The sequence below is a fragment of the Ralstonia sp. Ralssp135 genome (genome assembly GCF_047304345.1).
Classification (GTDB): Bacteria; Pseudomonadota; Gammaproteobacteria; order Burkholderiales; family Burkholderiaceae; genus Ralstonia; species Ralstonia chuxiongensis.
The window spans coordinates 137,945-163,857 of sequence record NZ_JBGLYZ010000008.1; the positions used below are offsets into that span (position 1 = coordinate 137,945).

Annotated in this window: 23 protein-coding genes; 13 read left to right on the forward strand and 10 right to left on the reverse strand. The window is 61.6% G+C overall.

Features of this window, described 5'->3' with window-relative positions:
• The first annotated feature begins 126 nt into the window (after positions 1 to 126).
• Positions 127 to 2,064, forward strand: a complete 1,938-nt coding sequence (gene ftsH, locus ACCD03_RS08835; RefSeq protein ID WP_325652795.1) for an ATP-dependent zinc metalloprotease FtsH — start codon at positions 127 to 129, stop codon at positions 2,062 to 2,064.
• A 40-nt stretch (positions 2,065 to 2,104) separates the two neighbouring features.
• Here the strand turns inward: ftsH and ACCD03_RS08840 are convergent, their stop codons facing one another.
• Positions 2,105 to 3,391: an erythromycin esterase family protein gene (locus ACCD03_RS08840; protein WP_413411334.1), complete on the reverse strand. Its 1,287-nt coding sequence runs from the start codon at positions 3,389 to 3,391 to the stop codon at positions 2,105 to 2,107.
• A gap of 240 nt (positions 3,392 to 3,631) precedes the next feature.
• Here ACCD03_RS08840 and ACCD03_RS08845 point away from each other — a divergent pair, with 240 nt between their 5' ends.
• From ACCD03_RS08845 to ACCD03_RS08855, 3 genes are all read left to right on the forward strand, one after another.
• On the forward strand, positions 3,632 to 4,831 hold the full coding sequence (locus ACCD03_RS08845) for a DUF3300 domain-containing protein (protein WP_413411335.1): 1,200 nt from the start codon (positions 3,632 to 3,634) through the stop codon (positions 4,829 to 4,831).
• Positions 4,828 to 5,778, forward strand: coding sequence for a DUF2950 domain-containing protein (locus ACCD03_RS08850; RefSeq protein ID WP_413411336.1), 951 nt, complete (start codon positions 4,828 to 4,830; stop codon positions 5,776 to 5,778). Before ACCD03_RS08845 ends, ACCD03_RS08850 begins: the two co-directional genes overlap by 4 nt.
• A 280-nt stretch (positions 5,779 to 6,058) precedes the next feature.
• Positions 6,059 to 6,559: a BCAM0308 family protein gene (locus ACCD03_RS08855; protein ID WP_045203911.1), complete on the forward strand. Its 501-nt coding sequence runs from the start codon at positions 6,059 to 6,061 to the stop codon at positions 6,557 to 6,559.
• Between the two features lie 133 nt (positions 6,560 to 6,692).
• Here ACCD03_RS08855 and ACCD03_RS08860 read toward each other — a convergent pair whose 3' ends face one another.
• Both ACCD03_RS08860 and ACCD03_RS08865 read right to left on the reverse strand, forming a co-directional pair.
• Positions 6,693 to 7,625 (reverse strand): 1-phosphofructokinase family hexose kinase, encoded by a 933-nt coding sequence (locus tag ACCD03_RS08860; protein ID WP_325652791.1) that lies wholly within the window; start codon positions 7,623 to 7,625, stop codon positions 6,693 to 6,695.
• 36 nt (positions 7,626 to 7,661) lie between these two features.
• Positions 7,662 to 7,982: an HPF/RaiA family ribosome-associated protein gene (locus ACCD03_RS08865; protein WP_413411337.1), complete on the reverse strand. Its 321-nt coding sequence runs from the start codon at positions 7,980 to 7,982 to the stop codon at positions 7,662 to 7,664.
• Positions 7,983 to 8,769: 787 nt separating this feature from the next.
• Here ACCD03_RS08865 and ACCD03_RS08870 point away from each other — a divergent pair.
• Positions 8,770 to 10,518 (forward strand): MASE4 domain-containing protein, encoded by a 1,749-nt coding sequence (locus ACCD03_RS08870; RefSeq protein WP_413411338.1) that lies wholly within the window; start codon positions 8,770 to 8,772, stop codon positions 10,516 to 10,518.
• Positions 10,519 to 10,551: 33 nt separating this feature from the next.
• On the opposite strand, the gene ACCD03_RS08875 is transcribed toward ACCD03_RS08870, so the two are convergent.
• On the reverse strand, positions 10,552 to 11,181 hold the full coding sequence (locus ACCD03_RS08875; RefSeq protein WP_413411339.1) for a response regulator: 630 nt from the start codon (positions 11,179 to 11,181) through the stop codon (positions 10,552 to 10,554).
• A gap of 321 nt (positions 11,182 to 11,502) precedes the next feature.
• Here ACCD03_RS08875 and ACCD03_RS08880 point away from each other — a divergent pair, with 321 nt between their 5' ends.
• On the forward strand, positions 11,503 to 12,048 hold the full coding sequence (locus tag ACCD03_RS08880; RefSeq protein WP_413411340.1) for an Hsp20/alpha crystallin family protein: 546 nt from the start codon (positions 11,503 to 11,505) through the stop codon (positions 12,046 to 12,048).
• Between the two features lie 204 nt (positions 12,049 to 12,252).
• Positions 12,253 to 12,594: an HPF/RaiA family ribosome-associated protein gene (locus ACCD03_RS08885; RefSeq protein ID WP_413411341.1), complete on the forward strand. Its 342-nt coding sequence runs from the start codon at positions 12,253 to 12,255 to the stop codon at positions 12,592 to 12,594.
• Between the two features lie 337 nt (positions 12,595 to 12,931).
• Here the strand turns inward: ACCD03_RS08885 and ACCD03_RS08890 are convergent, their stop codons facing one another.
• Positions 12,932 to 13,336 (reverse strand): carboxypeptidase regulatory-like domain-containing protein, encoded by a 405-nt coding sequence (locus ACCD03_RS08890; RefSeq protein WP_413411342.1) that lies wholly within the window; start codon positions 13,334 to 13,336, stop codon positions 12,932 to 12,934.
• Positions 13,337 to 13,814: 478 nt separating this feature from the next.
• Here ACCD03_RS08890 and groL point away from each other — a divergent pair, with 478 nt between their 5' ends.
• From groL to ACCD03_RS08910, 4 genes are all read left to right on the forward strand, one after another.
• Positions 13,815 to 15,452: a chaperonin GroEL gene (groL, locus tag ACCD03_RS08895; protein ID WP_413411343.1), complete on the forward strand. Its 1,638-nt coding sequence runs from the start codon at positions 13,815 to 13,817 to the stop codon at positions 15,450 to 15,452.
• Between the two features lie 127 nt (positions 15,453 to 15,579).
• Positions 15,580 to 15,957: a hypothetical protein gene (locus ACCD03_RS08900; protein ID WP_045203919.1), complete on the forward strand. Its 378-nt coding sequence runs from the start codon at positions 15,580 to 15,582 to the stop codon at positions 15,955 to 15,957.
• A gap of 531 nt (positions 15,958 to 16,488) precedes the next feature.
• Positions 16,489 to 17,007: a hypothetical protein gene (locus tag ACCD03_RS08905; protein WP_413411345.1), complete on the forward strand. Its 519-nt coding sequence runs from the start codon at positions 16,489 to 16,491 to the stop codon at positions 17,005 to 17,007.
• A gap of 192 nt (positions 17,008 to 17,199) precedes the next feature.
• Positions 17,200 to 17,673, forward strand: coding sequence for a hypothetical protein (locus tag ACCD03_RS08910; RefSeq protein WP_413411346.1), 474 nt, complete (start codon positions 17,200 to 17,202; stop codon positions 17,671 to 17,673).
• Positions 17,674 to 17,725: 52 nt separating this feature from the next.
• Here the strand turns inward: ACCD03_RS08910 and ACCD03_RS08915 are convergent, their stop codons facing one another.
• Genes ACCD03_RS08915 through ACCD03_RS08930 form a run of 4 tightly spaced genes read right to left on the reverse strand, consistent with a single transcriptional unit; the run spans position 17,726 to position 22,762 of the window.
• Positions 17,726 to 20,119 (reverse strand): serine hydrolase, encoded by a 2,394-nt coding sequence (locus tag ACCD03_RS08915; protein ID WP_413411348.1) that lies wholly within the window; start codon positions 20,117 to 20,119, stop codon positions 17,726 to 17,728.
• On the reverse strand, positions 20,074 to 21,336 hold the full coding sequence (locus ACCD03_RS08920) for a putative glycoside hydrolase (protein WP_413411349.1): 1,263 nt from the start codon (positions 21,334 to 21,336) through the stop codon (positions 20,074 to 20,076). The genes ACCD03_RS08915 and ACCD03_RS08920 overlap by 46 nt, the downstream gene beginning before the upstream one ends.
• Positions 21,329 to 22,117: a polysaccharide deacetylase family protein gene (locus ACCD03_RS08925; protein ID WP_413411350.1), complete on the reverse strand. Its 789-nt coding sequence runs from the start codon at positions 22,115 to 22,117 to the stop codon at positions 21,329 to 21,331. The genes ACCD03_RS08920 and ACCD03_RS08925 overlap by 8 nt, the downstream gene beginning before the upstream one ends.
• Positions 22,118 to 22,168: 51 nt before the next feature.
• Positions 22,169 to 22,762, reverse strand: a complete 594-nt coding sequence (locus ACCD03_RS08930) for a rhomboid family intramembrane serine protease (RefSeq protein WP_413411351.1) — start codon at positions 22,760 to 22,762, stop codon at positions 22,169 to 22,171.
• A 180-nt stretch (positions 22,763 to 22,942) separates the two neighbouring features.
• Here ACCD03_RS08930 and polX point away from each other — a divergent pair, with 180 nt between their 5' ends.
• Positions 22,943 to 24,691: a DNA polymerase/3'-5' exonuclease PolX gene (gene polX / locus ACCD03_RS08935; RefSeq protein WP_413411352.1), complete on the forward strand. Its 1,749-nt coding sequence runs from the start codon at positions 22,943 to 22,945 to the stop codon at positions 24,689 to 24,691.
• Between the two features lie 119 nt (positions 24,692 to 24,810).
• A complete protein-coding gene (locus ACCD03_RS08940; protein WP_413411353.1) occupies positions 24,811 to 25,170 on the forward strand; it encodes an HPF/RaiA family ribosome-associated protein in 360 nt (119 codons plus the stop codon).
• A gap of 23 nt (positions 25,171 to 25,193) precedes the next feature.
• Here ACCD03_RS08940 and phbB read toward each other — a convergent pair.
• On the reverse strand, positions 25,194 to 25,913 hold a 720-nt coding region (phbB, locus tag ACCD03_RS08945; protein ID WP_413411354.1), incomplete at its 5' end, for an acetoacetyl-CoA reductase.

Here is a 25,913-nt window from a genome sequence, read left to right on the forward strand (position 1 = left end):
AAGCGGCGGGACTTGGCCCGTGGTTGATCCGCATCAACCGCCGTACCGGCTCAAGCACGAACATCAAGGTTCGATCGGACGTTGGTTGACACACGACCATGCGAGGGTGACGAAGTGAAAGAGAATATGCAGCCCCGGCAGCAAAGGTTCTCGCTCTGGTACGCCGTCGTCGTCGCGCTGACCATGCTGGCGCTGCAAACGTTGTTCATCTCCGAGCAGGTCGACACCCTCCCCTATAGCGACTTCAAGGTCCTCCTGCATGCGGGCAAGATCAAGGACGTCGCCATTGGTGACCAGGACATCACAGGCACTTTCTCGACCGAAGGCGTCGAGGGGTTGTTGACGCAGCAGCAGATCGATGCCATTCGCCGCACGGGCAAGGGCGACCATCCTTTCCAGACCCTTCGCGTGAATGACCCGGCTCTGGTTCAGGAACTTGAGGCGGCCAAGGTGCGCTTTGTCGGTCGGCCGGACAACAAATGGTTGAGCACGCTCCTGTCGTGGATCGTGCCTGCCCTCCTGTTCTTCGCTGTCTGGAACTTCCTGATCCGGCGCATGGGCGGCGCCGCAGCCGGTGGGCTGATGGAAATCGGAAAGAGCAAGGCAAAGGTCTACATGCAAAAGGAAACCGGCGTGACCTTTGCCGACGTTGCCGGCATCGATGAAGCCAAGGAGGAGCTGTCAGAAATCGTGAGCTTTCTGAAAGAGCCGTTGCGGTATCAGCTCCTGGGCGGCAGGATCCCCAAGGGTGTGTTGCTTGTGGGTGCACCCGGCACAGGCAAGACCCTGCTTGCCAAGGCAGTTGCGGGTGAAGCAGCGGTGCCATTTTTCAGCATGAGCGGGTCGGAGTTTGTTGAGATGTTCGTCGGCGTAGGTGCGGCGCGCGTGCGGGATTTGTTCAGTCAGGCCGAATCCATGGCGCCGTGCATCATCTTCATTGATGAACTCGATGCCTTGGGCAAGACGCGTGCGTTCAACCTCGTTGGCGGCAATGAAGAGCGCGAGCAGACGCTGAACCAGCTTCTGGTCGAGATGGACGGCTTTGACAGCAACAAAGGCGTCATCATCATGGCCGCGACGAACCGGCCCGAAATACTCGACCCTGCCCTGCTTCGTCCTGGCCGGTTCGACCGCCATGTCGCCCTGGACCGGCCTGACCTCAAGGGTCGAGAGCAGATACTCAAGGTCCACGCCAGGAACGTCACGCTTGGGGCCGATGTTGACTTGGGGAAGATCGCCGCGCGAACGCCGGGTTTTGCCGGTGCCGACCTGGCCAACCTGGTGAATGAGGCGGCGCTTCTTGCCGCGCGCGAAGGTAAATCCGCCGTTCAGACCGTCGACTTTGACGAGGCGCTCGACCGAATCGTGGGCGGCCTGGAAAAGAAGAACCGCGTGATGAACGCCAGGGAAAAGGAGACGATCGCGTACCACGAAGCAGGTCATGCCATCGTGGCCGAGCACCGCCCGCTGGCAGATCGCGTTTCGAAGGTTTCCATCATTCCAAGAGGTATCGCCGCCCTCGGCTACACGCAACAAACCCCGACGGAAGACCGCTACCTGCTCAAGCGCAGCGAATTGCTGGACCGGCTCGACGTGCTGCTGGGCGGTTACGTGGCCGAGCAGATCGTGTACCACGACGTATCGACTGGTGCGCAGAACGACCTGCAACGCGCAACTGACATGGCGCGCCAGATGATCACCCAGTTCGGCATGAGCGAGCAGCTCGGTCTGGCCACTTACGAGCAAACGCCCAACCCGCTCCTTGCCGGTGCAGGCCTGATGCAGCGCGAGCGCAAGGAATATAGCGAAGACACCGCTCAGTTGATCGATGCGGAAGTGCGCAAGGTGCTGTCCGATGCCAGCGCGCGCGTAACAGCCACGCTGGAAGGCCAGCGCGCCAAACTGGAAGCGCTGTCGCGCATGTTGCTGGACAAGGAAGTGGTTAACCGCCACGACCTGGACATGATCCTGTCTGGCAACGTGACCCCGATGCCGCCGCCTAGATCCGAGGCGGGTTCTCCCGTCAGCGCTCCGGCGCCGCTGCCCGCGCAAAAACCGCATTAGCCAAACGACACATGCAATGCAATCTGGCGCACACGTGCGGTCAAGGTAGCGGCGCTGTACTCAATGGTTCGATGGCGGAGGTTTCGTCCAGATGGATCAGCGCGTCAAACTGGGCGCCGATGGCGGCATCGAAGTAGTGCGACGCGTACTCGGTCTTCGGCAGGTACAGCACACCGATTGCCCGTTCCAGCATTGGCTCATGGAACACCTCTGCCGCCCTATCCCCAAGGGGGAGGAAGAAGCGATCGAGCCCAGTGCTATGGAACAGGTGTTCCCAGCTATCTGGCCGCGCTGGCCGCACCCATTTCCGCTCGGCCTCGCCGCCCCACTCGGATGCGGCGCATACGTGGCCCGTATACGTAGTAAAGCCCACAAGCAATGCGGCCCCGCCAACCTGCTCACGCACGAGTTGCCCAAGGTTCCACTCACGCCGGTTGGCGGATTCCGTTGCCCGTGCGTCGCCCACATGCGAGTTGTGCGCCCACACCACGATCCGCCCGTCACCGCCACGGCGCTGCCGATACGCAGCCAAACCAAACAGCGTTTGTGCCATGTGGGCATCGCGCAGGTTCCACGTATTGACGCGGTGCCCGAATGATTCACGGTAGTACGCCTCTGCGTTGACGACGACGATCGCGTTTTGCTCGGCAAAGAAATGCGAGTCGATGGCAGCGACGCCGTCCTGTTCGATCAAACTGGCCTCGCTCGCCCGAAGCCGGCGCAGTTGCTCGATCACCTCACGTTGCGCAGGCAACCTCAAACCTGCGGCCGCTTCGTAGCCGTAAGTCATGGGTTCACGCACGTGGTCAAGCGCCGCGTAGTGCATCCGCGCCACCGCCGCCTGTTCCGGGTCGGTCTTCTGCAGGTATTCGATGACAGCCTCGGCCGACCTGTACAGGCTGTACAGATCCAACCCATAGACGCCAACACGTTCTGAGGCAGCAAGGGCCGCGTTGTGCGCATGCAGCCAGGTGATGAAGTCGAGCATCTCCGGATTGCGCCACATCCACTCAGGAAACCGCTGGAAATCGCCCAGCGCTCCGGCGGCGGTGTCCGTGTCCTCGCCCTGAACATAGCGATTGATGCGCCACACATCCGGCCAATCGCCCTCGATGGCGACTGCGTCAAAGCCGCCTTGCACGATCAACTGCCGGGTCATGTCTGCGCGTGCCTGGTAGAACTCCCGTGTTCCGTGCGTCGCCTCGCCAAGAAGAACGTAGCGCTTTGCGCGGGCCATCTCCAGAAGGCTGTCGTAATCGCCAGCGCTGCCAGTGAGGCGGCTGGCCACTTCACGTACACCAAGGAAAGGTGTGAGCGGTGTGGACATGGGCGATCGACTCCACGGATGTAGCAGCGGTATTTGCAGTCTAGACAGCGCGGCTGCACGCTGATTGCGCTATCGCAAACGACGGGCCCCTCGGTAGGCGTACCGCTGATCGCGCACTCCGGCGCGGATGTTGCCCGTGCGTTGACGCTCATCAATCGCTATCCAAACCAATCGTCCAATATGAATCGGGGCCCCGCCCGGTTCGCGACGTGTGGCCGCCATTCCTTGCGGAGGCAGCCAATGAAGGTGCAATGGGTAAAGCAGCTGGCCATTGCCCTGGCACTCCTGCTCTTGTTTGGCCGCCCGGCAATGCCGCAGCCAGACGTATCGGAAAGCGATCCACAGCCGGCCACTGCGGTGCAGCTCGATCAAATGCTGGCACCCATCGCGCTGTATCCCGATGCACTGGTCGCGCAGATCCTCATGGCAGCCACATATCCGCTTGAAGTGGTGCAGGCTGATCGCTGGGTGCGTGATCCCGCCAACGCCGCCCTTGGGGGCGACCGGTTGGCCGAAGCCCTCGCACCCCTGCCGTGGGATCCGAGCGTGAAATCTCTGGTGCCGTTTCCTGGGCTCTTGCACATGATGAACAGCAACCTGGATTGGACGGAACGCGTGGGCAACGCCTTTCTGGCTGACGAGGGTGCTGTCATGGACTCGATCCAGCGCTTGCGCAGCCGGGCTCAAGCCAACGGCACCTTGGGGTCGACAACACAAGCCGTCGTGTCAACGCAGGATGACGCCATCGTCATCGAGCCCACCAACCCGAACGTGGTCTACGTTCCGGTCTATGACCCTTACCTCGTCTATGCACCGTGGCCCTATCCCGCTTACCCGCCATACATCTTTCCCGACATCGGGGGCGGGGTGATCATCGGCGGGCTCGGGTTCGGATGGGTGGGTTTTTCGGTAGTCGTTCCGTTGTGGGGCTGGAGCCATTGGAACTGGCACAGCCATCACATCGATATTGACCGGGGCCGCTTCGGCAACATCGACCGCCATCGCCGCCCACCCAGCGGCGTCTGGGCCCATGACCCGGGGCATCGCCATGGCGTGCCATATCCGGGCGCATCGCGGGCGCGGTTTGGCCCGGGCACTGCCATCTCGCCAGACGCGCGACGCGGCTTTCGTGGCTACCCGACGCCCCCGAGCCCGCCAGCGGGCTCCGTGATACGCCCCGCCCCGGTTCCTCCTGCACATCCCACGATCCGGCCGCCGCCGGCCAGGCCCGCGCCTGCTCCTGGTGCACGCTCCTCCCGGCGCCAGTCTCCTGGCTACCCGCCCTCGTTCGAGTCGTTCGGGCGCGGAACCGATGTGCGCGGACAAGCCCAGCGTGGGCAGGCCAGCCGCATGTCGCCCGCCATGCCCCAACCTTCCGGGCCACGCTCTGGTGGCTTTGCACCCCATGGCGCAGCGGGCGGTGGGCCCAGGAGACGATGATGCGCAGTATCTGTAGAACGCTGGGCCTGCGCCGCCTAGCCGGGCGACTGGTAATGCTGGCTGCCTGCGCGACCGCGCTTCCATCTTGGGCCGACAAGCCCACGCAGCAGGCATTCTCTTCGCCCGAGACCGCAGCCGAGGCATTGGCATCCGCATGGCGCTCGGGAAACACCGATGCCCTGCTCGCCCTGTTCGGGCCCGCAGGGGCAACGCTGGTGAAATCGGGCGATCCCATCGGCGAACAGATCGCCCGCAGCAAGCTGGCCTCCGCATACGACGAAGGGCATCGAATCGAACGAGACGCTGAGGGCCATGCCGTCATCCTCCTGGGCAAAGATGAATGGCCCTACCCGATCCCGCTGGCAAGGCGGGGCACACGCTGGCGCTTTGACACGAAAGCCGGCGCACAACAGATCATTGATCGACGCGTTGGCCACCACGAGGCACACGCAATCCGCGTCTGCCGGGCGTATGTCGAAGCGCAACTGGCTTATGGCACTTCGCACCGCACCGCAGAGGGGCGCGCCGAGTTTGCACAGCGCCTTGGCAGTTCACCAGGCAAGCATGATGGGCTGTTTTGGGTGCCTTCCGCCGGAGATGAAGAGAGCCCGCTGGGGCCGCTCATCGCGCTCGCCGATGCCCGACGCCAGGACGCGTCAGGCGCGGGCAAGGTCATCCCCTTTCATGGCTACATCTTCCGGATCCTGACTCGGCAGGGAGAGCACGCCCCGGGCGGCGCGCGGAGCTATGTCGACGGCAGACAGATGACAGGCGGATTCGCGCTGGTCGCATTTCCCGCAACGTTTGGGGCATCGGGTGTCATGACGTTTATCGTCAACCAGGATGGCGTCGTGTACCAAAGGAACCTCGGCCCGCATACCGCCCAGATCACACGGCATATGCGCGCATATGACCCGGACGAGGGCTGGAGCCCAGCATTGCCATGACGCCGCTGCCTGGCCGCCGCCATTCAGAAGATGACGACATCATGGAACGCGCACCTGACTCTGACGCAGCCGAAAACGCTGCCTGCCATGTTGGCCGTCATGCGCGCCATCGGGACGCATCTCCACTCAAATCTGGTTTGATGAGTACCGCTGCACGCAGACTTGATTCAGCCCAAATTGCGTCGCGCTGCGGAAGGTACTCTGAGAATTGTCCACCGCGACTGCGTTGCAGGTTCTGGTCTGCAGCAGGCCGGAGGAACTCGCCCTCATAGGAGTCAACATGAAACAACGCTCTCAATCCGAACGAGTGCGGCCGGCACGCTGGAGCCCATTTGCCGTCGAGCCGATCCACAACCGGTATCGGCAACCCGACAAGGCACCGGCTGCAAGCTGCTGCCCAGTTTGCGGTGCCGTCTATCTCAAGGGCCGCTGGCTGTGGCGCAGTCCACCGCCCGGGGCCAACTCATTGATCTGCTCGGCATGCCAGCGTGCCGCCGACCAGATGCCCGCAGCCCGAATCCACCTGTCGGGAGACTTTGAGGCGGCCCATCGGGAAGAGATCCTGACACTCGCCCGTCACCGCGAGGCAGATCTGCGCGCGGATCATCCGATGGAGCGCATCATGGCCGTCGAAAGCACGAGCAGCGGCACTGACATCCTGACGACCGGCTTTCATCTGGCGCGCGACATCGGCCATGCAATCCACCATGCATTCCACGGACACCTGACGTTTGACTATGGCAACGCAGAAACCGAACTGCACGTGAAATGGAGCCGGTAGCACCCCGGGGCGTTCCATAACGCCCCCAACCGCCTGTCCGACAGATTGGTTACCTGAACAACGGATCATCGAGCCGCCGTTGCGCGCCAACCGGCGCTTCAACCGCGGTCGATCTCGTCTGAGCAGGTACGCCTCAAGACAACGAGACCTCTGCGTAGCGCTGCTCGATCTCGGCGGCGCTGCCAAGTTCGGTACCGGCATGGCTCAACGCTGCTGCTGCGGCTGCCATGCCGTATCGAAACGCCTCTCGCATGCCTGCATTCCGGTTAAGCGCCCACACCATTCCGCCCACGAAGCTGTCACCCGCCCCAATGGTGCTCAGGAATGACGTTGCGACGGCGCCTGCCCGGACAACTTCTTCCTGCGTGACGAGCATGGCCCCGCCTGCGCCCAGTGTGAGCGCGACCGCATGCGCGTGCCCATTGCGGACAATCTCTTGCGCAGTCTGCATGCAATCCGCTTCTGTTTCCAACGCGCGCCCAGTTAGCTGCCGAAGCTCGTTCAGGCTTGGCTTGATCAGGTATGGCCCATGCGGCAACGCTGCGCGCAATGCCGGCCCCGAGGCATCCAGCACGACACGGCTGCCATGAACCTTGGCCTGATCAATGACCCGCGCGTAGAAGTCGTCGGCCACCCCAAGCGGCAGGCTTCCGCTTAGAACGAGGTAGCGCGGCGCAGGTTGCAGCGCATCCAGGTAATCCAGGCAGTGCTGCGACTCTGATTCCGAGACGGTCGGGCCCGGCATCACGAACCGGAATTCCCGGTGGCTGCAGCGTTCCGTCACGGAAAAGTTCTCACGCGTCTCCCCTTCGATCCCGAGCGCGACGAGCGATAAGCCCTCTGCCGACAAAAGACGTCCCAGTCGCTCAGCCACCGGGCCGCCGGCAAGGTAGATGGCCAGGCAATCCCCACCCAGACGGTGGACAACACGGGCGACGTTGACTCCGCCGCCTCCGGGGTCACTGCGGGCCGGGGCACAGCGCATCTTGTGTGTGTCCGTCAAGCGCTCCACCGACGTGGCGATATCGATTGCGGGATTGACCGTGAGCGTGACGATTTCCGGCATTGCACACCTCAAGAGGCTACGGCGGGCAGCCGGTAGTCATGCTAAACATCCGCGTTTCGATCCCGCCGCCCTGATCATTTCAAGCATGTCTCGAAGGGCATTGAGAAGCGCGACATGTACGTCCACATCCGATGCCTGGTCTATTGCAAGCTCCCGCCCCTGCATCTGCACTTCGACGTGGACGAAATAGGGGCCGCCGCAAAGCGGCTCGGCTCTCTCGGAAGCCAACCTCACGCTGCAGCTTTCAACCCCGCATGGAAGACCGCTGAGTCTGGTGGAGAATCGCCTCACGGCTTCCTTGATGGCATCCGAGGGAGGCAGATGACGGAATTGAATCTCGACTCGCCGAGTGTCCATGATCTAAACGGAATGAAAACCAAGTTCAACAGCGAAGCAGCATCAAAGCGAACTGATCTATTAGCCTATTGGGCGCTACATGGCGCGCTTTGACCTACCTCAACAACGCAATACCTGCTTACGCTAATCAGGCCCAGTGGCTGTACCCATCGACGTGTTTGCATAGGCTTCCGGGATATGCGAGCGGGTGCGTGCGCAGAAGCGCCCGCTTCACCCAGACACCGCCGTTCGACTTCGCCGCCGCCAGCACTGCGCCGTGGTCACCCGCACCCTGAGGCCTGACGGCTTCGCCGCAGTCCGCGCACGATTTCGCGGTACTGCTGGCTGGTGCGCCATTCCGCCGCCGCAGGTTTCGTCTTTCCGCGCACCGTCGATATACCGGGCAGACAGCCGTAAGAAGCTTGCCCGGCGCATTGTTTTGATGTCGCTCGACATGAGAATGGACTCCTGTGTATGCAGCCGAAACACGCTCACAGCCGCTGGGTTCTGGTGGATCAACCGATTGATCAGGCAACGATCGCGCGCTCGATTTCACTGCTTGCTTGGGGCTCACCAACCGAATATCTGCGCTGCCTCATATTGATACGCACGCTTGCAAGCTAAGGTTGAACACTACAGAGGCGAGTCAACGTGAGTAAGCGGCCTGGGATGAAATGCACATCAGCCCGATAGCGCTCCGCTTGTCAGGAAAACCTGACAAGGTTCGGTGCCATGTCGGAGATGACGTCCAGCCCCACATTGCAGCGGCCACGTACCGCCCGCACAGGTACCAAATGGGAGAGTGATCTTGAGCGACCAAGGGGGCAATCCCCGCATCTTCCTGTCGACCGTCCAGCCGCGACCGAATCAGCAGCGGCTGGTCATGGCAGTGATGCTGGCATCCGTCGTCGTCTTTGTGGCCGTATTGCCGTTTGCTCAGTGGCAACTGGCGCAGGTCTGGGGCTTTATCCCTGTCTATGAATCCGCGGTGGTCATCAACGACCTGGTCACCGCCGCGATGCTGGTCGGGCAGTTCACCTTGCTCCGCTCTCCAGGATTGCTGGCCCTGTCATCCGGCTACTTCTTTACCGCCACGGTCGCGGCGGTGCACATGCTCAGCTTTCCTGGGCTGTTCTCAGCATCGGGGCTTCTGAATGCGGGCCCGCAAACGACAGCGTGGCTTTACATGTTCTGGCACGGGGGGTTTCCCGTCTCTCTGATCGCCTATGCCCTTTTGCAGGAAAACGCGCGAACACGGCATATCAGGTTGCGGCGTGCCGTTTCCCCCGTTCTATGGGCGGGCTGCGTTGTACTGCTTCTGACATACGGGCTGACCGCGCTGGCCACCCACCCGTCTCTCTTGCCGAACATCATGCGCGGGCATGGATATACCGGTGCAATGTCAACGACAGTGGGCATTGTTTGGCTGCTGAACGTGCTGGCCGCAGCCATTCTATGGCGGCACCGTGGCCACTCCCTGCTGAATCTATGGTGTGCGGTTGTCGCCGTCACCTCGGTATTTGAGGTCGCGCTGTCCGCCATGTTCAATCATGGGCGTTTCGATCTCGGGTTTTACGCCGGCCGTGCCTACGGCCTTGTCGCTTCCAGCTTTGTTCTTGTCGCGCTGATCATCGAACATGCCAGGCTCTACGCCATGCTGGTGAAAGCACTGGATAACGAGAGCGCAGCGCGCGCACGCGCGTTGGAGAAGACGCAACAATTGAACGAAGCGAACGAGCATCTCGAACAGCGCGTCAAGGACCGCACCGCTCAACTCAGCGTCACGAACGGCGAGCTTCGACAGGAAATCGTCGAGCGTAAGCGCGCCGAACAGGCGCTTGAGCGCTCGAGAGAGGAATTGCGTGAGTTGGCAACGATCAGTTCACGGGCCGGCGAAGAAGAGCGGCGGCGCATTTCCCGCGAGCTTCACGACGAGCTTGCCCAGTCGCTGGCAGCGCTTAAGGTCGACATGCAGATGTTGGAGCACAAGCTTGACGCCACGAACAAGCCGGCTGCCGAACGCTTGAGTTCAATGGAGCAAGCTGTGGACGACATGATCGGCGCGACACGGCGGCTCGCTTCCGATTTGCGCCCGTCCATGCTCGACGATCTAGGTCTTGTACCTGCGTGCAGGTGGCTCGTTGATTCGTTTCACCGGCGGCACCGTATTCGGTGCGAGCTCACGATTGCGCCCGAGCACTTTGAGCTACCCGAGCCCTTCGCATCCACTGTGTATCGCGTGCTGCAGGAGTGTCTGGCCAATGTGGCACGCCATGCAGGTGCGTCGGTTGTACAGGTGCGGCTGATCTATGAGGCCCCCACCGTCCAGCTTTCCGTGCGGGACGATGGCATCGGCTTCGACCCTGCGCATCCGAGAAAAGACCTGTCTTTCGGGCTTGTTGGCTTGCGTGAGCGCGCCTATCTCGTACAAGGGAGCTTAAGCATCGACTCATCGCCCGAAACAGGAACATTGATCGAACTGACCATTCCACAAACGATAGCCGCAACTCCGCAAACACGGCTGCCAGCAGCCGATGACCAACCCAGGGCAATGTAGTTCGGCATTGCGGCACTGCTCGCTGCGGCCAGCTCATGCCAACCCATGGCTGAGCGCGTACCGGACCAAGGCGACATCATTCTGCAAGTTCATTCTTTCCAGAATGCGCGCTTTATATGTGCTGACAGTTTTTTTGCTGATGCAGAGATCGTGCGCAATCGTCGCCAGCGACTCGCCTTTCGATAAGCGCAGGAAAATATCGAACTCGCGGTCACTGAGCCGCTGATGAAGCTGCCTGTCGTCTGGGTCGCCGAGATTGTGCACGAGTAGCTCTGCCACGGCCTGCGTCATGTATGTACCGCCCGAGGCGGCCTTGCGGATAGCCTTCTCTAGCTCCTTGACCGCCCCCTCTTTCGTCAGATAGCCGACGGCCCCTGCTCGGAATGCGCGTAGCGCGTACTGGTCTTCAGCGTGCATGGTCAAGACCAAGACTTTGAGCTGCGGAACATCCCTGCGAACCTGGGCGATCAGGTCAATGCCGCTGCGTCCTGGCATCGACAAGTCCAGCACGATGACGTCGGCTGGTGTACCGCGCACCAGATCGATGGTTGATGCGCCGTCAGTTGCCTCGCCAACAACTTCGATATCGCTGGCATCGCTCAGAATGCGGCCCAATCCCTCACGAAAGACGGCGTGGTCGTCCGCTATCAGCACCTTGATCATCGCGTATCCCTTAGATCTGCACTCCCACTGTTTCATGGTAGGCGGCGGGGGTATTCCCATACAACGCTTGGCATCCGGCTTCTCTGATCAAGGTCAGGAACGTAACGGCGCCGTTTTTGGCGAACACGGCGGTAACCAAAACGCTCTCCAACCCTGCTCGGGCAACGACGGGACCGTTTGCGTGATCTCCAGTCGAACACGATGTGCCCACAGACCATGTAGCGACGCGTCGCCGGCGCCGATCGGTTGACGCCCATCAAGATGCTGTCCACGTCGGCGTCCAGAATGGTTTCTCCCAGACCCCCCATAGGAGAAAGCATCATGGCTGAATCCGATACCAAAATTGCCGTGAAGACCGGCGCGGAAGCTTCGACCAAGCAGCCTGGCGCCATGCAACCCTGGCGCGCTTTTGACAACCTTCGGCAAGAGGTTGCGCGTGTGTTCGATGATTTCGACCGCGGATTTCATCTCTTCCCATCTCGTCGCGCGGCGCTCGATATCGAGCCATTCTGGCGGCGTGAATGGGCTCTGACGTCTGCGCCTGCCGTGGACGTTGTCGAAACCGATACGGCTTACGAGATCAAGGCCGATCTGCCCGGCATGGAAGAAAAGGACGTCGAGGTGAAGCTGGCCAACGGCGGCCTGTCGATCAAAGGCGAGAAGCAGGAAGAAAAGGAAGAGAAGCAAAAAGACTACTACCTGCATGAACGCCACTTCGGCGCATTCGAGCGGTCATTCCGGATGCCGGACGGCGTCGACACAGAGAAGATCCAGGCCAGCTTCAAGAATGGCGTATTGACGGTGACGCTCCCCAAGACAGACGCGGCGCAAGCCTCGCCCAAAACGATCCCCGTAAACGGGGGCTGATGTAGCGGACGACGCACCGCAAGAGCAGCGGAGGACGAGCAGCGAGTCGTTGCACGACTCGCGCCTCCGCCCACCTTGGCTCTACTCGCGGCCCGAGCCGCCATGCTGCGGCCGCGTCGCCCCGGTTGACAGGAACTGACCTAGAAATTCTCGGCTGCCCATGATGACGTGGCGGCGTCCGATTTTGGGTCAAGGAGTGCAAGCGTGACTTTGGCATTGGACATTTCATTTCGGGATTTTCCGTACTCCAAAGCAATTGAGGATGCTGTCGTCAAACAGGCGAATAGCCTTGGCAGCGTTCAGCAGGAGATCGCCCGTTGCCGCGTCAAGTTGATCCAACTACCGCGCCAGCAGCTACACATCCCATCCTTCAGGGTTCACATAGACGTGATGACACGCCACCAGCGCCACCTCTCGGGCCATGCCTCCAGCGACGACGCCCTCCTGGCACTTCGCGATGCGTTCAAAGACGTCGAGTTCGTATTGCGAAGCGAGATGGTCCGTGAACAATCGAGTGCAATCATCGAAGCAAAGGGGGGCATATGAGCTTGACCATTCATGCCGAGCGGGGTTGGGTGGACGTTCGTACAAAACGGCGAAGCGACAAGCGCTGGGATTGTGAATGCAGATTTGTTTCACCCAATGGAGACTGTTCATCCTGGGTCTCGGCGGCCAGCGCTGAGGGCTATGTGTCCCGAGATCTCGCATTCAGTGCCGGTATTCTGCTCGGCCGCGAACTTGCCGCGCGCTTTACGGCACGCGTGGAATCGGCTCGACCGCGCATGTATCAATAAATGAAGTGGCCGGGCAAGGTCCGCCGACGGGCGGCATGCCTCGCCCGCTTCAAGGTTGCATCGGTTGCAGCGTGTGGCCGGCAAGTGATTCAGCGGGGCCAGGTCATGGTGCGCACGGCGGCCCCATGCCCCGGCACGACAAGCGTGCCCTGCCGTATCACGCCGTTATAAGACGCGCTGACTTGGTACTTACCGCTTGGCAGACGGACGTAGAGCAGCGGGCCTTCCGATACGACTGCCAGGGACACCGCGCCGCTTGCAGAGCGAATACGCGTGTCGACATCTGAAACGTACGCGCCCCCTTGCTCAACGAACGTCAAGCGCAGGTTGTAGTCGGCCGCAACGCTACGCATTGCGTCCACCTCGTCTTGCCCCACCCCACCTGACACATAGGCCACGCCCCCTTGCACACGTTGAACGGGACGGGCGGTGTAAGCACCATCATTCAGGCAGCCCATCTCGTACATGGCTCGCCACGAGCGCCTGTTCGTCATTGCGCTATGCCTGCCACCTCGTGCCCGGCCCGTCAGCCGATCAGGCTCATTCACGCCTTGGATATCCCGCATGCGCTGCATCAACGCGCGGCGCTCTGCCGGTGTCCGAGCATTGCGCAGTTGCGCACAAAAATCGGGGCTCGGCGGGCGTACTTGCTCAGGGGCGGGCCCCTGCGCCAATGCCGCGTTTGTCGACAAGAGGGACGCTGCAACCAGCGCGGCGTGCAAGAGGCTGTGTACCCGAACCATGACCGACTCCTCGAGAGTTCATTCGCTTCCCTAGAGCCACAATGGCCTATGCGCGCTGGAGCGCGTTGATATGGCGCAACCTTTGATCCAGACCAAACACGCGCATGACGTCATGGCTAACCTGAAAAGCAGCAGCCCGTGCATCGCATACCACTCGTGGCGGTGGCACCCACCGTTTCTGTGAGCGAAGCAGCACGCTGCGGCACATCCCATCCAAGGGGAGTTGACCATGACAGCCCGCACCCTCGTCTTCCATCAAACCGCACGCAGGATGATGCTCAACGGAATCGACCTGTTGGCCCGAGCTGTCAAGGTGACACTCGGGCCTGGCGGCCGCAACGTGATCATCGAACGGCCGGGCATGACGCCTATGGTCGCCAACTCTGGCGTGGTTGTTGCGCGTTCCATTTCACTGCGCGAACCCTTTGCCGATATGGGCGCTCGACTGCTGTGCGAGGCGGCAGCGCGCACCAGTGAGGTCGCAGGTGACGGCACCACCACGGCCACCACCCTGGCACACGCAATCGTGGCAGAGGGCGTGAAGTACGTCGAAGCCGGACACGACCCGATGCAGCTCAGGCGCGGTATCGAGGCCGCCGGCGCTGTTGTTGCGCAGCAGCTCCACGCGATGGCCCGGCCCTGCACCACCGTTGACGAAATGCGGCAGATCGCCACGATTTCCGCCAGCGGAGACCAAACCGTTGGCACGCTGGTGGCGCGCGCGGTTGAGCAGGTCGGCAAGGATGGCGCCATCAGCGTGGAAGATGGCTCAAAGCTTGAAGACCAGTTGGAGATCGCAAAAGGCGCACATGTTGACCGCGGCTTTCTATCGCCATTCTTTGCCACCACCGAAAGCCGGGCCGTCGTGCTCGAAGAACCATGGGTTTTATTGTGCGATGCCACGATCAGTTCGATTGCCCAACTGCTGCCGGTTCTCGAAGCCGTGTCCGGCACCGGCAAGCCACTGCTGGTCATTGCAAACGAAGTGGAAGGCGAGGCGTTGGCCACGCTCGTAGTCAACAACCTGCGCGGCACGCTCAAGAGTTGCGCGATTCGCTCGCCCGGCTTTGGCGAGTCCCGCACGGAACAACTGGCCGATCTTGCTGCGCTGACCGGTGCGAGCGTCATCTCATCGCAGACCGGCGTTTCGCTCGAGCACGCGACGCTTGATCAGCTCGGCCGCGTACACCGAACGGAAACAACCAAGGATTCGACCACACTCATCGCCGGAGATACGGCAAAGGCCGAGGTGGAACGCCGCGTGGGCCAGGTGCGGGCTCAACTCAATGACGCAAAGACAGACTACGACCGCGAACAGCTTCAGCACCGGATCGCGCGCCTGAGTGGTGGTGTGGCTGTCATCAAGGTAGGCGCTGCAACTGAAGCCGCATTGCACGAGCGAAAGAACCGCTTCCAGGATGCCCTTCACGCCACCCGCGCGGCCGTTGAGGAAGGCATCGTTCCCGGCGGTGGTGTTGCACTGCTACGCGCGCGCTCCGCGATCGATGCATGGGACGCGCCAAACGCTGAACAGCACGCCGGCGCCCGTATCGTAGATACCGCCTTGGCCGCGCCGATGCTGCAGATCGCAGCCAACGCAGGAGCAGACGCACAGGCAGTCGTCCACCAGGTCCTCGCCGGTGAAGGATCGCACGGCTACGATGCGGCGTCCGATCGCTATGGCGACATGCTGGAGCTAGGCGTGGTCGACCCGGTCAAAGTGGTGCGCACCGCATTGCAGAACGCCGTCTCCATTGCCGCCCTGTTGTTGACCACGGATTGCATGATCGCCGACGTGCGAGAAGGCTATGTTGACCGGTCGGATGAGACTTCAAGCTCGGCCATGTTCAATACCGGATACGCGTAGCAAAGCTCCGGCGCTCTCGGGCCTTCATGAGCCCACTGGCGTCCGGTCAAGCTTTGTTCACGATCAAGGGAGCTTCCGAACCGTCCTCTACAGTGATGACAAGACACCTCGACACGCCGGACTTGCCATGATCGCTACCGCCTTCGTCCACCATCAGCGCTCCAGAGCGACGCCCGCTCGGCACATCAACGAAGACGCGTTGGCGACGGCCTTTCTTCCGGATGCCAGTGCGTGTCAGCTCCCTGATCCGGCGCTTGCCGTTCTGGCAAGAACGGCCGCTTCCTGGTTTGCCCCAGCGTTGGCCACCGCAATCCATCTCAGCGCGGAGCATGGGCGCATTCGCGTTGCCGGCCACGTCAGCAATGCCCGCCCGCTGGCCTACCTGAAGATTGCACTGCTGCGCTTGCCCGGCGTCGTCGGGCTGGACATGACGGTTACGGTGGAAGCCACCACCGATCCGCTGCAAGCGGACTACGTGGCCCTGCAACGTCACCACGTCGGATAACCGGGGGCTCGCAAGCATGCATACGACATATTTCTGCGCGACCAGTTGTCCGTGCCCCCGTGCCGCCTTCGATCCGACATGTCCGCAGTCGGTGGAGGAGATTCTCCGCGCGTATGCCGCGCTTTTCTGGTTCAACCTCTACCTCAGGTGCCCCGACTTCTCTGCCGCCGATGGCATGTTTCCACGAGAGCCGGAGGCTCGCCGCAGATATCTGGCGGTGCATTCGAAAGTCTTCACACACTGGGCCACGGCGGCCAATCGTATGGGCATCACCACCGCGCGTTTTCGTGATGTCTGCGCGAACGTGCGCGCAGCTTGGATTGGACCGGACGACCCTTTGCGCGCGTGCCGCTCCCGTGCCGACGTCCTGTCAAACCATCCAGAATTGGATTTGGACTAAGCACCGGGCCGCCTCTTCACCAAGTGCAATGAGGCGCGCATCGCGCTCTGACGAACGTCTTTTGGCCCAGGCAGCTAACAGCCTCACGATAGCCGCCCAATCAGGGGCGTATGGCAAGCCGATCTGGCGACTTGCGTCAGGTCAAGTCTGGCAATGACGAACTGCCTACCCTGCAGTCATATCAACCGGAGATCGTGATGCCACAGCCTACTGATGCAGTCTGCAACCTCGCCTGCGCCACCATGCGCGATGCCAGCCGCGCAGCCGAGTTCTTCGTCGATAGTCAGCTTCAGCTCACGCGCCTTCGCGTCAAGATGGCGGAAACGGCGCTGCAGAATCTGTCCCAGCTGGAGGGCCAGTTGGACGCAGTCAAAGACTGGAGCACGCTGGCCTCGGCGCAAAGCGCCTATATGAAGCTCCAAGCCAGCCAAAGCGCGAACGCAGCTCGCCAGTGGGCCGATCTCCTCAATGACGCTCAGCGCTCTTATCTGCGCCAGGCGACAGCGTGGAACGATCAGTTCCAACATCGGCCGGGCACCGCTGCATCTCCTGCACAACTGTTGTTGGCGTCCTTGGATTCTTGGCAAACATTGGTCAACACCTTCAACGCAATAGCCGCATCGGCCACGCAAGGCCGGGCGCCGTCATAACCGCACACGAGGCCCAAGAGCGCGCAAGGCGCGTGACGGCTCTCAGGCGGAATGGCTAGCGATTGCCGAACGGCATGTGCAATGCATGGCCTCGACGAAAGAGAAGAGCTTGATTCCTGTCAACGAGGATGTTTGGTAGCTACCTATTCTTAAAGTAGCCATCCGACAACACACAGTGGATGGAAACGATTGTTGATTCAGCGGTTGAACTTGATTTGTTTGCAGGAGCAAAAAATGCGCGGAAAACTCATGATGGCTCTGCTCGTTGTTGCAGCAGCCTCCACGTCGGCGTACGCACAAGGCAAGCCCGACACGGCACCGAACAGCGACGGACAACGGGCCGGCAAGGTGAATCCCTACACGGATGGCGCCAAACAGTCCAAGCCCGATCCGTACACAGAAGGATCGAGGAGCGGCAAGTTTGATCCATACACGGAAGGAGCAAAGGGCAAACGCGACGCATATACGGAAGGCGCCAAACAAGCCAAGCGCGACCCTTACACGGAAGGATCGAGACGCGGCAAGTTTGACCCTTACACGGAAGGCGCAAAGGGCAAACGTGATCCCTACACGGAAGGATCGAGGAGCGGCAAGTTCGACCCGTACACGGAAGGCGCAAAAGCCAAACGTGATCCACATACGGATGGCGGTAATCAGACGAAGTAGAAGCAACTGGTATTGCCTTGTCGCATTCCATCTGTCGGCGTAGCTGCCACCTTCAATACAGCAGATACGCCGCCCGCTGGGAAAGGAAGGCATCGGTCTGTGCGATGTAGGCGCGCTCGATTGCGTCCAGCGAAACGCCATCTCGCAGCATCGCCCAGACCGTCTCGGACCCCACGGACACGCGGATCGCCTCCAGCTTGAAATGCTCCGGATAGTCCTGCGACAGCACTCGCGCCAGTGCTAGTCCGATGCGACCGGGGTGCGTGAGCGCAGACGTCCGGTGGATCGCCACACCCGAGCACGAGCGGCCATGGTATGGCCCTTCCGCAGGAACGAAATGGACGGGTACATAGGTGGCACCCGTATCCAGCGCATTGAGTTCTCTCGTTACTGCAGCGCCGTCCATCCACGGTGCCCCCACCATGCCGAAGGGCGCCGACGTGCCTCTGCCCACGCTGACACTTGCGCCCTCGATCAACCCCACATCCGGATATCCCTCCAAGGCAGCGAAATCCCGCAGGTTTGGCGATGGCGGTACCCAACCCAGCCCCGTGTTGGCAAAGCGCATGGCGCGGTCGTACCGCTCCATCGCCACGGTATGCAGCGCTGCGCCAATGTGCAGCTGGTCGTTCAGCAGCCGGGCAAGCTCGCCGATCGTCATGCCGTGCACAAGCGGCAGAGGCACGTAGTTCGTCAATGAGCGGTCTGCCGTATCGGATACCGGCCCACCAACGAGATCACCGCCTATCGGATTGGGACGGTCCAGAACCAGCACTGGAATGTGGGCCTTCGCTGCGGCCTCCAGCGTCGCCCCCAGGGTCGCAAGGTAGGTAAAGAAGCGTACGCCGGCGTCCTGCAGGTCAAACACCAGGACGTCGATTTCGCCCAGCGCGCTGCGTGGTATGTCCTTGCTGTTGCCATAGAGGCTATGGACGACCACGTTAGAGCGTGTGTCGATCGTGTCACCAAAGCGAGCGTCGAGATCGGTGCCAAGCCCATGCTCCGGCGCAAAGATGGCGCTCAACCGCACACCGGGTGCCTGACTCAGTACATCGATGGTCCGCCGCCCCTGTGCATCGAAGCCACTGTGGTTCGTGACCAAGCCGACCCGCTTTCCGATAAGCGGTTCGAAGCCGTCGGCCTCCAGTACGTCGATACCGGATCGTACGGGGCCAACCGCCATGGGCAAGCGGTGTCCGGCACTGATTACCGCATCAGCCATGGTCGGGGCACGCACCGAGATCTGTTCGCCCGAGAGCAGCGGCGCAGTGCTCGATACCAGATTCAACACGGCTTCACGCAACGGCATGGCGTTACCCCGCTCGTCCGGATACAGCCGGCTTGTGAGCACAATCACGAATCGGCGCGTGACCAGGTCGATCCACAAGCCGGTTCCGGTATAGCCCAAGTGCTGGAGGAGTCCGGCGCGCGGCGCGCGATAGCGGTTTGGGATCAACGGCGCCTGGACTTCCCATCCCAGCGTGCGAGTCGCCTCCACTGCAGTCGAACTGTCCGGCGTCAACAGCAGGGCAACGCTGTCCGGCTGCAAGATACGGCGATCCCCAATGCGGCCCCCGTTGAGCAGCATCCTGGCGAACAGCGCGAGGTCATCTGCCGTAGAGAACAAGCCCGCGTTGCCGGAGACGCCCCCCAGTGCGGCGGCCGTCGGATCATGGACTTTGCCGCGAACCCATCGTCCGTTGCGAATGATGGTCGGAGCGATGCGCGCGATCGCCTTGTGGCTCGGGCGGAACGCGGTGTCGCGCATGCCAAGCGGCCGAAAGATATGCTGCGCACACCATGCATCAAGTCCGACCCCACTGACACGCCGGACGATCTCGCCCAAGGCGACATAGTTGAGATCGCTGTAGATGACACGCTGACCTGGCTCCGAAATCGGCGGCATGGTCCCGATCGCGTGAAGCACCGTGGCGGGGCCCCGGAATTCCGAACGAGCTGCCAGGCCAGGAGGCAGGCCCGAAGTGTGAGTGAGCAACTGCCGTATTGTGATGCCCGACTTCCCTCCGTCCGCGAAGGCTGGCCAGTACCGGCTGGCAGGCGCATCCAGGTCCAAACGTCCGCGCTCTGCCAACTGCAACACTGCCGTGGAAGTGGCCACTGCCTTGGTAAGGGAAGCCAGATCGAAGATGGTGTCTTCCGTCATCGGCTCAGCGTCGCGTCCGACGGTCCGCTGACCCAGCGCGACACGTTCACGCACCCCGCTGACATCACCGATGGCGACCACCGCCCCGGCCACATTGGCATCGGTGATCTGCGCGGCTACCACGGCTTCCAGCTCGTGCATGGGCACAGGCTTGCCCAGCGGCCCTGGCGCGTTGATGGTTGGCTCGGCGCGCCCGCTCTGCATGCAGGCCAACAGCACCGCAGCCAGCACGACAGCTATCGCGGCAAATTGGCAGGATCGTAACGATTGCGCGCGTTCCATAGCATCCACCCGTTGGTACCTTCCGCGTCAGCAGCGTCGACTTGGGCGCGAATCATCTCGGCGTTGAACTCACGACGATCAAAAGCATAGTCCCGGAATGCCTGCAGCCATGGCCGAAATCTCACCCCCGGCAAACCTGTGCGCCGCTTCGCTTCAGCCAGGGAGTGCGAAACGATCTCGCCGGGCTTCTCTGTCGGTTTTCTGACGCCCGGCAAGCCCCATGTGAAGCCGGACGGATAGAGCATGGGCGAGATGTAGTCGACCACAGCCCCCAGTGTGTTGATCTGCTGGCCGATCGCCGTGTCGTCGGTGTTCCAGCAGACGTAGCCGAAAATATCCGCTGCCAGGAAAATGTTGTACGGCCGCAGCCGCTCTCTCGCCTGCGCAAGAAAACCTGTCACGGCCGCAACCCGGTGTGCTTGCGTGTTGGCCTGATGGAACTGCAAGCCATTGGCGTCCGGAAAACGCAGGTAGTCAAATTGGATTTCGTCGAACCCGAGTCGTGCAGCCTCTTCCGCCACGTCAAGCGAGCTGGCCCAGGCGGCTTCGAAACCGGGGTCGATCCATTGTTGATCTTCACGATCGTGCCAGACCGCCCCATCACGATCTCGCACGGCCCATTCGGGGTGCGCCCGGGCCAACGGGTCGTCCTTGAAGACAACGATGCGCGCAATCAGATACAGGCCACGTAGACGAAGTTGCCGAATCACGGCGGCGAACTGGTTGATGCGCGCTGCAGCGTTTTTCTGTTCGCGGGCCGCGCCTAATGCCACACGGGCCGCGCTCGGGTACGGTGTATCGCCCCGGTCGCCCTTGATGTCGATCACCAGCGCATTGATCGCTGTCTCACTCTGGAGGGCGACGGCAGCATCGCGCAAAGATCGGTTGGACACGCCCTGTACCGACAGATAGACCGCTCGGGGCTTGATCTGCTTGAGAACGATCTCGGCTGCGGGCTGCGGGCCGCCAAGCACCAGCTCGGCGCGTGCATAGCCAGGGGCCCGGACGCTGACCACCGCGCGTGCATCCACCGCCGCGGCTGGAATGTCGACCAGGCCAGCCGCATCAGTATTTCCACTCTTGCCCTGAACGAATGTGATTGCGCCTTCCACAGGAAGGTGGGTCTGTGCATCTACCACCCTGACCTCGGCCGCGCCGGCAAGCTGCGCGCAGGAAAGCCACGCAACTGCAAGCCAGAGGCACAGACGGCTACTCATGATTGCCCTCGGCTGCATTGAGAATGTTCGTCATGCACCGCCCTCCACAGCCATCGGTGATCAGGTATCGGGGCAATGCCATGGCGGGTTGGCTCGCCTGCAGCGGTTGCGCGTCCAGCGTGAAGGCTGCGGTATAGCCTTCCTGCTGTGCAATGCGCTCCAGCTCAGAATCGTGAATGCCGAAAGGCCACGCCAGCAAATGCACTGGGGCGCCGATTTCTGTCTCGATGCGCACCTTTGCGCGGCGCAACTGATCGCGGGCGAACTTGACGAAATCATCGGCGCTTCGGTGCATCCGCTCCACGCGGAAGTTCGGATGCCAGTAGGTATGGGACTGCACGTCAAACTGGCCAGTGCGGGCCAGCTCTCGCAACTGCGGCCAGGTCATTGCGTAGGCGGCATTTGAAATGGCAGACGGGTACACAAACAGCGTTACGGGAATGTGCCGGCCGCGCAGCGCAGGCCACAACGTCTCGTACACAGACCGATGACCGTCATCCACCGTAATGGCCACCGCCTTCACCGGCAGTGCATCTTGCTCGCCTTGGTGCCAGCGCAGGATGTCCGCGAGCGGCACGATGCGATAACCAGCCGCCTCGATCGCCTGTAGATGTGCTTCGAACGTCTGCGTCCGAACCGTCATGGTGCTATCCACCGTCGATGCAAAGCGGTGGTAGACGAGTACCACCACATGCGGCTGCACGGCCGGCATATCTGCGTGGGCAGCCGGGCACGCAAGCATCAGAAGTGCACAACACAACGAGAGTACCCAGCTGTTCATCAACCGCACCTGCGAAGAAGGATGGATGGTGCGCATCGCCCGCCGCCCCGCTTATGACTCTTTTGGTGTGCCGTGCAGCCAGTGCCAAAGCAGCAACCCGCTGCCTGCCATGCCGCCCAGATGGGCAAAGTGCGCGACATCGACTTCGGTGCCGCTCATGCCCAGCGTCAGCTCCACGATCGCATAGAGCGTTGCAAACACCCACGCAGGCATCGGGATGGGCGGGATCAACGGAACGATCATGCGATTGGGAAACAGGACGGCATAAGCGAGAATCAATCCGAATACGCCCCCGGAAGCGCCAATGACAGGCCCCGCCGTCTGAATACTCAAGACCGTAAACGCGATTTGCGCGAACGCCGCACTCAAGATGCTGGATACGTAGAGCAGCCAGGCCCGCGGTGTACCCACGGTGCGTTCCACGTCGCGGCCAAACATGTAGAGCCCGAACATGTTGAGCACCAGATGCGCGCCGTTTGCGTGCAGGAAGGCGTATGTCAGCGGTTGCCACGGCATGAATCCGCTCCGCAGGCCAGCCCCTGATATGCCGAGCGGCCAGAGCGCAAAGGTACGCAGCAGCTCGTCTCCTGCAAAGAGCTCTGCACAGAACACCGCCACGTTGGTGAGGATGAGCAGCTTGATCATGAAGGCACCTCTGATCTCTGCCCACGATACGGCCGCGCGCGTTGGCCGGGTTGATCTCGCGCAAGACGGTTCGACAGTGTGTCGTGATCCTGCAAAGCCACGCATTCCGTTTGATGTGCCGCAAGGCCCCGGCATGGCCAGATGGAACCATGGAGCTACGTGCACGCGAGAGGATGACCCATGCCATTGGCCGCTTCTTATCAGTACCCCGCGAACCAGGCCATCGCTGCGATCTTCAACGAAATCGCTGATTTATTAGAGGTTGAGGAGGCCAACCCTTTTCGGGTACGTGCTTACCGCAATGCTGCCCGCATGGTCGAAGGCATGACGGAAGGCGTTGACGCCATGCTGGCACGCGGCGCCGACTTGACCGTCTTGCCGGGTGTTGGAGTGGACCTCGCGGCCAAGATGCGCGAGATCGTCGAAACGGGAACCTGCGCCATGCTCACACGTGTGCGTACGGAGGTGCCATCGTACGTGCTTCAACTGCTTCAATTGCCTGGGCTGGGCCCAAAGCGGGCCCGTGCTCTGCAGCACGAGCTGGGCATCACATCGTTGGATGAGTTGGCTCGGGCAGCAGTGGCGCACCGCATTCGCGAGCTGCATGGCTTCGGCCCCCGAAGCGAAGAGCGATTGATCGAGGCACTCAACGCACGCCTGGCGCGCGATCGCCGTTATGGTTTGGCAATCGCCAAGCCGTGCGCCGACGCATTGACGCATTACCTGCTGGCAAGTGGCCTGGTCGACCAGCTCGTCGTTGCCGGCAGCTACCGGCGGGGGCGAGACACCGTGGGGGATCTGGATCTGCTCATCACGGGAAGAAAACGCGCCCAGATCGTTGAGCATTTCGTGCACTACAACGAGGTCGCCACCCGAATCTCAGCGGGGCCCACCCGCGCAAGCGTCGTCCTGAAAAACGGCATGCAGGTGGACTTGCGCGTGGTGCGTTCCGACGCTTTCGGCGCGGCGCTGGTGTATTTCACCGGATCGAAGCCGCATAACATCGCACTGCGCAAGCTTGCGCAGGCCCAGGGTCTGAAGATCAACGAATACGGTGTTTTCCGAGGAAAGGCGCGTATCGCCGGACAGACGGAAGCATCGGTCTATCGTGCAGTGGGCTTGCCTTGGATCTGTCCGGAGCTGCGTGAAGACCAAGGAGAGATCGCGGCTGCGCAGTCCGGCTCACTACCATCCCTCGTTGAACAGAGCGACATCAAGGGGGATCTCCATACCCACACATCCGCCAGCGATGGCACCGCCAGCCTCGAAGCCATGGCGGCGCAGGCGCGCCTGCTGGGCTATCAATACCTGGCAGTGACCGACCATTCGCCACGCATTCGCGTAACACATGGGCTCACGGCGGACCGCCTGGCAGCACAAGCCGATGCCATTGACCGTTTCAACGCCGAACACGAGGGTTGGCCCGTGCTGCTCAAGGGCGTTGAAGTCGACATCCTGGAGGATGGGTCACTGGACCTGCCGGATTCGGTGCTGGGGCGCCTGGATCTTGTCGTGGGCGCAATTCATAGCCACTTCAGCCTGCCGGCCGACCAACAGACGTCGCGCATTCTTCGTGCGCTCGATCATCCCCACTTCACCATCCTTGCCCACCCGCTAGGCCGCCTGATCGGCGAGCGCAACGCCTGCAACGTTGACCTCAAGCGGGTCCTGACCGCCATTGCACAGCGCGGCTGCTACGTTGAGGCCAATGCCCAGCCCTCACGCCTGGACCTGTCCGACAGTGGATGCCGCCTGGCCAAGGCGGAAGGTGTGCTCGTGAGCATTGCGTCCGACGCGCACAGCCCGGCCGATCTGACGAACCTGCCCCTGGGGGTCACGCAAGCCCGCCGTGCGTGGCTGGGGCAAGCAGACGTACTCAATACACACTCGCTCGAGACGCTGCTTCCGTTGTTGAAGCGGACTATGTGACGAGCGCATGTGCACACCACCTCGGCCAGTCTGTATCCGCACCGCAACATGACGTACGCCGTGCCCATCGGGTTGATCCGAGTCAAGGTGCCGGAAATCGAGCGATCAAGAATGAACACATGAATTTCTACATCAGTATCCAGAGCAACCGGAGCCAAACCATGAGTGTCCCAGTCGATATTTCCTTCCAGGGTCTTCCGCATTCCAAGGCCGTCGAAGAAGCGGTGATCAATCATGCAGACCGCTTGGAGCGTATTCGCGCCGATCTGATGCGCTGCCGCGTCAGCCTTGCCGTGGGCGCCAAGCACCAGCACCAGGGCAAGCCGTTCGACGTCAACGTCCAGGTGTTCACACCGCATCAGACGCATGTTTCGAGCAATACGTCCAACGAGGATCCATACGTCGCGCTTCACGAGGCCTTCTCGCACGTGGAACGCATGCTCGTGCAAGCCAATGGCAAACGTGAATCACACTCTTGAGGCATCGTGCTTGTGCACGCGCACTACTGCATGTGCAAGCCACCATTTACGGCCAGGTTGGCACCGGTAATGTAGGCAGCGTCCTCGCCGCAGAGAAAAGCCACCAGGGCCGCAACCTCTTCGGGCCGACCGAGACGGCCTACCGGGATCTGCGGAAGAATCCGCTCTTGCATGATCTCGCCGGGAATATCGCGTGTCATTCGCGTGGCGAGATAACCGGGCGAGATCGTGTTGACGGTCACGCCCTTTGCGGCGCACTCGAGGGCCAGCGCTTTGGTAAACCCATGTATGCCGGCCTTGGCCGCCGCGTAGTTCGTCTGCCCGAACGCACCCCGCGATCCGTTGACCGACGAGATGTTGATGATGCGGCCCCAACCACGGTCGATCATGTTTTCGTACAGCGGCTTGGTCATGTTGAAGACGGAGTCGAGATCGGTGGCAAGCACGTTCCGCCAGGCCTCCAAGGTCATGCGCTTGAAGGTCATGTCCTGCGTGATACCGGCGTTGTTTACCAGGATGTCGACCGGGCCCACGATCGAAAGCACCTCAGATGCACATCGTTGGCAAGCGTTGTAGTCGGCCACATCCACCGCGAACGTCTGGAACAGGCGCCCGTAGGCATGCTGTTCTGCCACCCATGAGGTCACATGCGCATTGCCCAGCGAATGGGTAACCACAACGCGATGCCCTTGCGCGTACAGACGGATGGCAATGGCTTCGCCCAGCCCGCCCATCCCCCCGGT

Excerpts from the sequence above, each read along its gene's own strand:
- ftsH (WP_325652795.1), top strand. The coding sequence starts at position 127 with ATGCAGCCCCGGCAGCAAAGGTTCTCGCTCTGGTACGCCGTCGTCGTC.
- ACCD03_RS08840 (WP_413411334.1), bottom strand. The coding sequence starts at position 3,391 with ATGTCCACACCGCTCACACCTTTCCTTGGTGTACGTGAAGTGGCCAGC.
- ACCD03_RS08845 (WP_413411335.1), top strand. The coding sequence starts at position 3,632 with ATGAAGGTGCAATGGGTAAAGCAGCTGGCCATTGCCCTGGCACTCCTG.
- ACCD03_RS08850 (WP_413411336.1), top strand. The coding sequence starts at position 4,828 with ATGATGCGCAGTATCTGTAGAACGCTGGGCCTGCGCCGCCTAGCCGGG.
- ACCD03_RS08855 (WP_045203911.1), top strand. The coding sequence starts at position 6,059 with ATGAAACAACGCTCTCAATCCGAACGAGTGCGGCCGGCACGCTGGAGC.
- ACCD03_RS08860 (WP_325652791.1), bottom strand. The coding sequence starts at position 7,625 with ATGCCGGAAATCGTCACGCTCACGGTCAATCCCGCAATCGATATCGCC.
- ACCD03_RS08865 (WP_413411337.1), bottom strand. The coding sequence starts at position 7,982 with ATGGACACTCGGCGAGTCGAGATTCAATTCCGTCATCTGCCTCCCTCG.
- ACCD03_RS08875 (WP_413411339.1), bottom strand. The coding sequence starts at position 11,181 with ATGATCAAGGTGCTGATAGCGGACGACCACGCCGTCTTTCGTGAGGGA.
- ACCD03_RS08880 (WP_413411340.1), top strand. The coding sequence starts at position 11,503 with ATGGCTGAATCCGATACCAAAATTGCCGTGAAGACCGGCGCGGAAGCT.
- ACCD03_RS08890 (WP_413411342.1), bottom strand. The coding sequence starts at position 13,336 with ATGACGAACAGGCGCTCGTGGCGAGCCATGTACGAGATGGGCTGCCTG.
- groL (WP_413411343.1), top strand. The coding sequence starts at position 13,815 with ATGACAGCCCGCACCCTCGTCTTCCATCAAACCGCACGCAGGATGATG.
- ACCD03_RS08900 (WP_045203919.1), top strand. The coding sequence starts at position 15,580 with ATGATCGCTACCGCCTTCGTCCACCATCAGCGCTCCAGAGCGACGCCC.
- ACCD03_RS08915 (WP_413411348.1), bottom strand. The coding sequence starts at position 20,119 with ATGGAACGCGCGCAATCGTTACGATCCTGCCAATTTGCCGCGATAGCT.
- ACCD03_RS08920 (WP_413411349.1), bottom strand. The coding sequence starts at position 21,336 with ATGAGTAGCCGTCTGTGCCTCTGGCTTGCAGTTGCGTGGCTTTCCTGC.
- ACCD03_RS08925 (WP_413411350.1), bottom strand. The coding sequence starts at position 22,117 with ATGAACAGCTGGGTACTCTCGTTGTGTTGTGCACTTCTGATGCTTGCG.
- ACCD03_RS08930 (WP_413411351.1), bottom strand. The coding sequence starts at position 22,762 with ATGATCAAGCTGCTCATCCTCACCAACGTGGCGGTGTTCTGTGCAGAG.
- polX (WP_413411352.1), top strand. The coding sequence starts at position 22,943 with ATGCCATTGGCCGCTTCTTATCAGTACCCCGCGAACCAGGCCATCGCT.
- ACCD03_RS08940 (WP_413411353.1), top strand. The coding sequence starts at position 24,811 with ATGAATTTCTACATCAGTATCCAGAGCAACCGGAGCCAAACCATGAGT.